Source organism: Deltaproteobacteria bacterium (assembly GCA_016874735.1).
Taxonomy (GTDB): Bacteria; Bdellovibrionota_B; Oligoflexia; order Oligoflexales; family CAIYRB01; genus CAIYRB01.
Genome location: VGTI01000101.1, coordinates 1 through 7,509 on the forward strand (window position 1 = coordinate 1; position 7,509 = coordinate 7,509).

Below are 7,509 nucleotides of genomic sequence, written 5' to 3' on the forward strand. Positions count from 1 at the left end.
TACCGGAGGCCACACGGCGAACCCTCGTTATGAGGACGTCAAGACCGGCAGTACCGGACACGCCGAAGCTATCGAAATCATTTTTGACCCCAGTCGATTAAGCTATCAGGATTTGCTGCTCTTTTTCTTCCGTCTGCATGATCCGACGACACTGAATCGCCAGGGCAACGATCGCGGCACGCAGTATCGGTCCGCCATTTTTTTCCATGACGACGCCCAGCGCCAAACGGCCGAGGCCGTTAAGGCCAAAGTTGATGCCTCTGGCAAGTGGCCCAAGCCAGTGGTCACCGAGATCGCCAAGGCCAGTGCCTTTTACACGGCAGAGGAATATCATCAAAAATATCTGGTCAAAAATCCTGGTGGTTACACCTGCCATTTCGTTAGGGACTAGTCTTGACGCGCGAGTTGACCTAGACTGAGGGACTTTAGAGGTACTATCATTTGGCGGGTTTGCGACCCACCCACTACCATATCTCAACGTTATTAAGGTGAGTGATGTCTTACAAGAAACTACTGGTCGATAATACCGTGTGCGCGCGTCGCTTCCACATCACCTTTGATGATGAGGCGACCCCTCAGGCTAAGGTTGAGGTCAAGTGCCCTTACTGCGATATCACGGTCTACGCCGCAGACAATCACCCGCCGGTTAAACTGGCGCGGGAAGAGAACCTCATCAAGACATCCACGCTCGGTGATGAATTAGTAACGACCTGTGCGTTTGAAGATAAGTTATCGCAAAAGACGATTCCGCAACTTTCCGGTAAAGATGCGCACGTCTATCCTCAAGCCGCACCGCAGTCATCTCATAAATGATCGTCGTCATCGATCCAGCGCGTGCGACACCAGAGCTGGACGCTTTCAATAACATGGTGCGCACAACTAAGTTGGCAATGTCTTATCATCTGCCTGCGATGTTCGGCCTTGAGTCTCTCCAGGCAGAAGACCCTGTCACCATGAAGGGTCTGGTTATCTTGGGCAGTGCCTCAAGTGTCAATGAGCGTCTGCCGTGGCAGCTCGCGCTAGAGGCTTGGCTCCGTCCGCACCTTGAGCGCGGCGTGCCGACGCTAGGTATTTGTTACGGTCATCAAATGCTCGCATTTATGTACGGCGGTACGGTCGATTATGTGTACTCCGACCAACGTAAACTTCTGGGTAGCCGTACTTTGGATATGATCGCCTCTGGTCCTTGGCCAGCCGCCAAGGGCAAATTGATGGTGTCCCATAACGAAGCTGTGACCCGTGTACCGCCTGACATGCAGGTGATCGCGGTGAGCGATGCCGTGGCGATAGACGGTCTCTCGCATAAGCGACTTCCCATTTGGACCCTCCAGCCTCACCCCGAGGCCACTCTAGCTTTTTTGCGTCAACACCAACTGCCCCAGGATGTTCACGCCCGTGAATTAAGCTTTGGACATGGACTTGTTGAGGCCTTTCTTCACTACGCCGCAAATCGCTAACGACCGCCCCATGGCCATGCAGCCACCGAGCTAGGCAGAAAACGCCGACGCTGAAAATTTTTTAAGACCAATTATTTCAGGGTGTTGCAAAAAACGCAGGGTCATTGAGCTAAACTTTGCCCGGCAACCGACGATGAGCACTAAGGAGCACATGATGTCGCTCTAATAGATTAATGACAGGAGGTCACGATTATGGGTATGCGAATCCGCACAAACATTGCGTCATTGAATGCGCAACGCCGACTCGGCAGCTCGACGGATAGTCTGTCGAACTCCGCCGCGAAATTAGCGTCTGGCGAACGCATCAATAAGGCTGCCGACGACGCAGCCGGCCTGGCAATCTCAGAGAACTTGCGCGCTGACGTGCGCTCTCTGAATCAGGCGAAACGAAACGCCCTCGACGGCGTCTCGGTGCTCCAGACCGCTGAAGGCGGCTTGATGGAAACCACGAACATGCTGGTACGCCTGCGTGAACTCGCGGTTCAATCAGCATCCGACACGATCGGCACTCGTGAGCGAGGATTCCTCGATAAGGAATACCAAGCGCTTAAGGCGGAGATTGACCGTATCGCCAACTCGACAGAGTTTAACGGTACACGCCTGCTAGTCGGCAAGACAGCGATTGCTGACGACATGCACGAGGGCGAAAACGCCTTCCCACTTGAGATCCAGATCGGCAAGGATTACTACCGCCAGTCTGACTCACTTGAGGCAGGCAACCCGGTCAACATCATCAGGCTAGACTTGCAGTCCCTGAATGCATTCTCGACCGGGGACAATTCTCTGAACATCAACAAGACCATGGCAGGCGAAGACCTGACTGGTATCTCCGAGAAGCGTGATGCTCAATTGAGTATCGGTCGCCTTGACGAGGCAATCACCACGGTCAACGAATATCGAGCCTATCTTGGCGCTGTGCAGAATCGCATGACATCTGCAATCTCCAACTTGGGTGTGACGGTCGAGAACTTGGATACTGCGCGCAGCCGGATCCGCGATACAGACTTCGCGGCCGAAACCGCCGAGTACACCAAGGCCAAGATCCTGCAGCAAGCAGGTACCTCGGTCCTGGCTCAGGCGAACCAGCAGCCGAATATTGCTCTGGGCTTACTGCAGAATATGTAAGCTGGGACTTTGTACCCAAACTGGTATCCAGTGTCTTGATTATTCAGTCATTAATCTAACGCAGGGGGAGGCTCCCTCCCCCTGCGCTCCTCGGGAGAGTTTTGCCTACCACTGACGTAGTGGCGGTAGCACGACTTCGCCAGCGGTGCCAGCGCGTCCGCGCGCCTTCCATAGCACTAAAGGCGCAAGGAACAACGACTAGAGTAAGCAAGGTCGACATCAAGAGACCACCGATGACAGCGACACCCATAGGGGACCGGGCTTCACCACCCGTACCGTGGCCAATGGCAATGGGAATCATCCCACCACCAGCGGCAAACGTGGTCATGAGAATAGGACGTAAACGTATAGGACCAGCTTCCAACAACGCCGACTTGACGTCGAGCCCTTCACTAATTTTTTGCATCGTAAAGTCGATGAGCAAAATGCCGTTTTTCGTCACAATTCCCATCAGCAAAATGATACCGATCATCGTATACACTGACATGACTTGCCCCGTGAGCAGCAGTGAACCGAATGCCCCGGTAAGAGACAGTGGCAAGGCCGCCATGATTACCAGCGGCGCCAGGTAGCGCTCGTACTGCGCACAGAGAATCATAAAGACCAAAAGCACCGCTAAACCAAGCGCCTTTAGCATCGCTGTAATTGCCGACTTCATGATGTCGGCTTGACCGGAGAGCGTATACGTGATGGTGGCTGGCATATTGGTTTTTAGGTAATCATTGAGCTTACTAACTGCGCCGTTTAAGTCCTTGCCCGTGAAGTTAGAAAGCACGGTGATCTGCCTCAAACCGTCAAACCGGGATATGGCCGATGGCGCTACCGATGGGATGATCCGCGCAATAGAGCCTAGAGTCAGCTGCTGACCCTGACGACTGATCATTGTCACACTACCTAAATCCTCAGCGGTGAGTCTGTCCTGATCAGCAATGCGTAGACGCACGTCAAATGAGCTGCCCTGATCGTCAATTTCAGAGACCTTGTCACCCTCGAATAGTGAGCGCACAATCATACCAATTTGTGCTGCAGAGACACCGACATCAGCCGCCCGCGCTGGATCCACTTCGATCCTAAACTCGCGCTGATCTTTTGCTTTACTTGTGCTTACGTCGACCGTGCCCGGCACTTCACGGCGCAAGAAGTCGGCGACTTTATCAGTAAAGACGGCGAGGTCATCATACCGGTCTGATTTGAAGATATATTGGATCGGCTGAGCTTTACCGCCGCCTGCTCCACCGGTCTCACTAACATCGAGTTCAGCGCCCTTGACGGCATAGCGTGGCAGTAATTCCTCGCGCATACGCCCCATGAATTCAAACTGCGAGAAGGTCCGCTCATCCTTAGGTACAAGCTGCACATTGAGCACGGCTTTATTTGGTTTTTTTTCTGATCCTGCAGCAATCGCCGTTACCACACGAGAGACGCCGGGATAGGCTTTCACAGCATCGACTAGTTCCAAGGATTTAGTTTTGGTCTCGCTGATGGTCGTACCTTCAGCCAATGTGTAGTTGATGCTGAATTCACTCTTATCTTCAATGGGGAAGAAAGCAACCGGCACGAATTTTAGCAGCACCATGCTGAGCACAAAGGTGGCAAATCCCGCGCCCAACGTGATCGCCCGGTGGTCCAAACACCAGATAAGTGCGGAACGGTAAGAACGATCGATGGCGCCCAATCCGCTCTCGATGAATTCCCACGCTTTAAGGGCTAGGCCACCCTCAGGTTTATGGTGTTCGCCCGCGCCCTCTTTGAGCCACCGTGATGCCAGCATCGGCGTCAGAGTGAAGGCGACGAACAGTGAGATCGCTACAGCAAAGGTGATCGTCAGACCGAATTGGAAAAAGAATCTACCGATGATGCCCTCCATAAAAGCAACCGGAACAAACACCGCACAGATCGTCAGCGTAGTGGCAAGCACGGCAAGTCCGATCTCTGCTGTGGCGTCGTTGGCAGCTTGTGGCCCACTCTTGCCCATGGACAAGTGCCTTGCAATGTTTTCAATCACAATAATGGCATCGTCGATAAGAAGACCGATCGACAGCGATAGGCCAAGTGTCGACATGATGTTGAGGGTAAATTTCATGTAATCAAGAAAAGCAAAAGTCGCAATGACGGCCGTCGGTAAAGCCAAAGCACTAATGATCGTAATGCGCATGTCGCGCAGGAAAATGAGCACGATCACCGTGGCTAAAAGAGCACCGAGGACTAAGTCCAACTTTACCGCATCGATCGAGCCCTTGATGTACTTGGAGTTATCGGTTACCACCTCCAGCTTTACGCCGGCGGGAATCTGCGAACCTAATTTGGCCAGTACTACCCGGGTTTCGTCAGCAACCGTATTGGTACTGGTGCCAGCTTGTTTTTGGATACTCAAAAGTATCGTCGGGTTTCTATCGACAAAACTAGCCGTATCCTCCTCGGCAATGATGTCTTTAACGTCTGCCACGTCGCTGATGGTGAGGCCACGTTGCGTCGAACCAATGACTGGCAGTGCGGCTAGGGCGGCACCGTTTGCCACCCGATTTTTGACGCGCAGGGAAAGGTAATTTTTGGGATCCTGCACTTTGCCAGCGGGCACGTCAGCGTTCTCTTGTTGGATAGATTGAATGATGTCGGCCGGCGTTAGCCCAAAACTTGCGAGCTTATCCCGATTAACATAGACCTGCACCTCGCGCGGTCTAATCCCCGCAGTCTGGACTTGTGCCACTCCAGGTACGCGCTGCAAGGCTGGGAGTACGGTATCTTTGGCTACCTGCGAGAGTTTGCCGTAGTCGATATTGTCGCCAGTCATAGCGATATTGAGAATGGGAGCTCCACCGATGTCGAGCTTTTGAACCACGGGAGTCTTAGCCTCTGGCGGCAGCTTGGCCGTGGCGGCAAACACTTTGTCGCGTACTTCCTGAGCCGCTTGGTCTACTTTTTTCTCGAGCTTAAACTGGAGCACCACGGTCCCGAGACTTGGGTAGGCCACCGACGATAGTTTTTCGAGACCCGAGAGACCGTTTACAGCATCCTCGAGCGGCTTCAGCACCCGCTGTTCGACCGACGTGGGGTCGGCGCCTGGGTAGACCACCGACACCGTCACCACCGGAAAATCAACTTCAGGAAACTGATCCACCGGTAAGCGAGGCAAGGAAAAAAGACCGAACACCACCAACACGAGGTTGAGCATGGTGGCAAACACCGGTCGACGTATGGACACTTCCGAGAGGACCATTGGACACCTCTATAAAGCTGAGTTGTTCCCAGAAATTTAGGGATTCATAGCTGCTACAAATTATTCTAACTATTATTCTATCGACGCCTCGGCGTAGGATCCTGGTACCACTTTGGCATCGTAAGAAGAGAACTTTGCCGTGACTTGGAAGGTACGCGATCTTTCGTTGATCACGGGTACGATCCTCAGAACCTCACCAGCTCCGGCAAATCCCGCCGATGGAATGGTAAGCTTAAGTCTGGTCCCACTTTGGATCTGGCCCATCAGACGCTCGGGTGCTGACAGAGTCACCTCAGGCTCGGCTGTGTCGTAAACCTCAACTACTGGCGATGGTGGCGCCATCTGCACGGACTCGCCATCAAACTTGAACTGCGTCGAAACTACACAGTCGTAGGGAGCGGTCAGCTTAGTATCTTTAAACGCCAACTCGGCCTGCTCTAAATCGAGTTGAGCAAGACGCAGGGCTACCCGGGATACATCATAACTGGATTTGATACGGTCAAAACTACTCGCGGTAGATGCGTTGGCTTTTTTTAGTTCTTGCTCCCGCTGATACTCCTTCTCAGCCGTTGCCGCTTGTACAGCGGCACTATCGCGACGAGCCTTAGCAAGTTCAAGGCGCAGCTGGAAATCACGATCGTCCAGGGTCGCAATCACCTCACCTTGTTTAGCCCTAGTGCCTGGCTTGAGGAGAACAGAGCTGATAAATCCTGCAACGCGGAACGTCAGCTGGGAGCGTCGCAGCGCCGACACTTGACCAGTCAAGCGGTAGTCGATGGCGCCACTGCTGCCTTGCGGCGCAACTGTGCCCGGAGTCGGTTTCGCAACCGTTGTGCCTGGCTCAGCCTGGGAGCCGGCTGGCTCCGCTACTGGCGCTGCTGCGGGCTCTGCCACTGGTGCGGCTGCGGGCTCTGCCACTGGTGCAGCTGCGGGCTCAGCAGGTGAAGGGGGAGCAGGAGGGGTCACAACGGCAGCCACCTCGCCCTTAGGCGGCAATGAAGCCTTGCCACCACCAGACTTTGTACATGCCTGCATCAGTAGCACCGATGTTGTCAGAGTATAAACTACGAAAAGTTGCCTCATGACTGATCCTTCCTATAATTGCGGCAACTCGGATCCGAGTGCCTTCTGGGTTTTCAGGTTTGACAAGACTAGATCCGTCTCAGCCGTGGCTAGACGTACTTGTGCCGCGTCGCGCGCATTTTGCGCTAAGAGTAATTCGGAGCTAAGAATCGCTCCTGTCTTAAACCGAACAGCTTGGATGCGATAAACTTCCTCTGCTTGTGCCACGGCCTGATTAGCGGCTGTAAGCGATTCCTCAGCAGCTGCAAAGGCAGCGGCCGCCTGTTGCACATCGAGACGTATCATGTTGTCGACACTACGACGCCCTTCTTCTGCGGCCGCAGCATTTTGGGCCGCTTCACGTACGGCAAAAGTTGACGAGCCATTCGACCATAAATCCCAACTCGCCGTGATGCCGTAAGTGTGCTGAAAAGCCTGAGCACCCAATGGCAATTGACCTATTGTGCGCTCAGATTTAGCGAATGCATTCACACTTGGCACGAAATTCGTGTAGGCGAACTTTTTCCCATACTCTGCCAGGACCACCCCTAGTGCCGCCTGCTTACGCTCCAGCCGATTTTCGAAGGCCATAGTCAATGCTTTATCCAATGTCGGTGGATTGCCAAGTTTAGGCAGACCGCCCCTAAG

Annotated in this window: 7 protein-coding genes; 4 read left to right on the forward strand and 3 right to left on the reverse strand. The window is 53.7% G+C overall.

The window, feature by feature from the left end:
• The 4 genes from msrA to FJ146_18715 form a co-directional block, all read left to right on the forward strand.
• Positions 1 to 391 (forward strand): peptide-methionine (S)-S-oxide reductase MsrA (gene msrA, locus FJ146_18700; protein ID MBM4254001.1); only part of this gene is annotated, 391 nt, incomplete at its 5' end.
• Between the two features lie 104 nt (positions 392 to 495).
• Positions 496 to 813: a hypothetical protein gene (locus FJ146_18705; protein ID MBM4254002.1), complete on the forward strand. Its 318-nt coding sequence runs from the start codon at positions 496 to 498 to the stop codon at positions 811 to 813.
• Positions 810 to 1,457 (forward strand): hypothetical protein, encoded by a 648-nt coding sequence (locus tag FJ146_18710; protein MBM4254003.1) that lies wholly within the window; start codon positions 810 to 812, stop codon positions 1,455 to 1,457. The genes FJ146_18705 and FJ146_18710 overlap by 4 nt, the downstream gene beginning before the upstream one ends.
• Positions 1,458 to 1,649: 192 nt before the next feature.
• A complete protein-coding gene (locus FJ146_18715; GenBank protein MBM4254004.1) occupies positions 1,650 to 2,582 on the forward strand; it encodes a flagellin FliC in 933 nt (310 codons plus the stop codon).
• Positions 2,583 to 2,637: 55 nt separating this feature from the next.
• On the opposite strand, the gene FJ146_18720 is transcribed toward FJ146_18715, so the two are convergent.
• The 3 genes from FJ146_18720 to FJ146_18730 form a co-directional block, all read right to left on the reverse strand.
• Positions 2,638 to 5,799, reverse strand: coding sequence for an efflux RND transporter permease subunit (locus FJ146_18720; protein MBM4254005.1), 3,162 nt, complete (start codon positions 5,797 to 5,799; stop codon positions 2,638 to 2,640).
• 72 nt (positions 5,800 to 5,871) lie between these two features.
• Positions 5,872 to 6,882 carry an efflux RND transporter periplasmic adaptor subunit gene (locus tag FJ146_18725; protein ID MBM4254006.1) on the reverse strand — a complete coding sequence of 337 codons (1,011 nt, stop codon included), beginning with the start codon at positions 6,880 to 6,882 and terminating at the stop codon, positions 5,872 to 5,874.
• 12 nt (positions 6,883 to 6,894) lie between these two features.
• Positions 6,895 to 7,509 (reverse strand): TolC family protein (locus FJ146_18730; protein ID MBM4254007.1); only part of this gene is annotated, 615 nt, incomplete at its 5' end.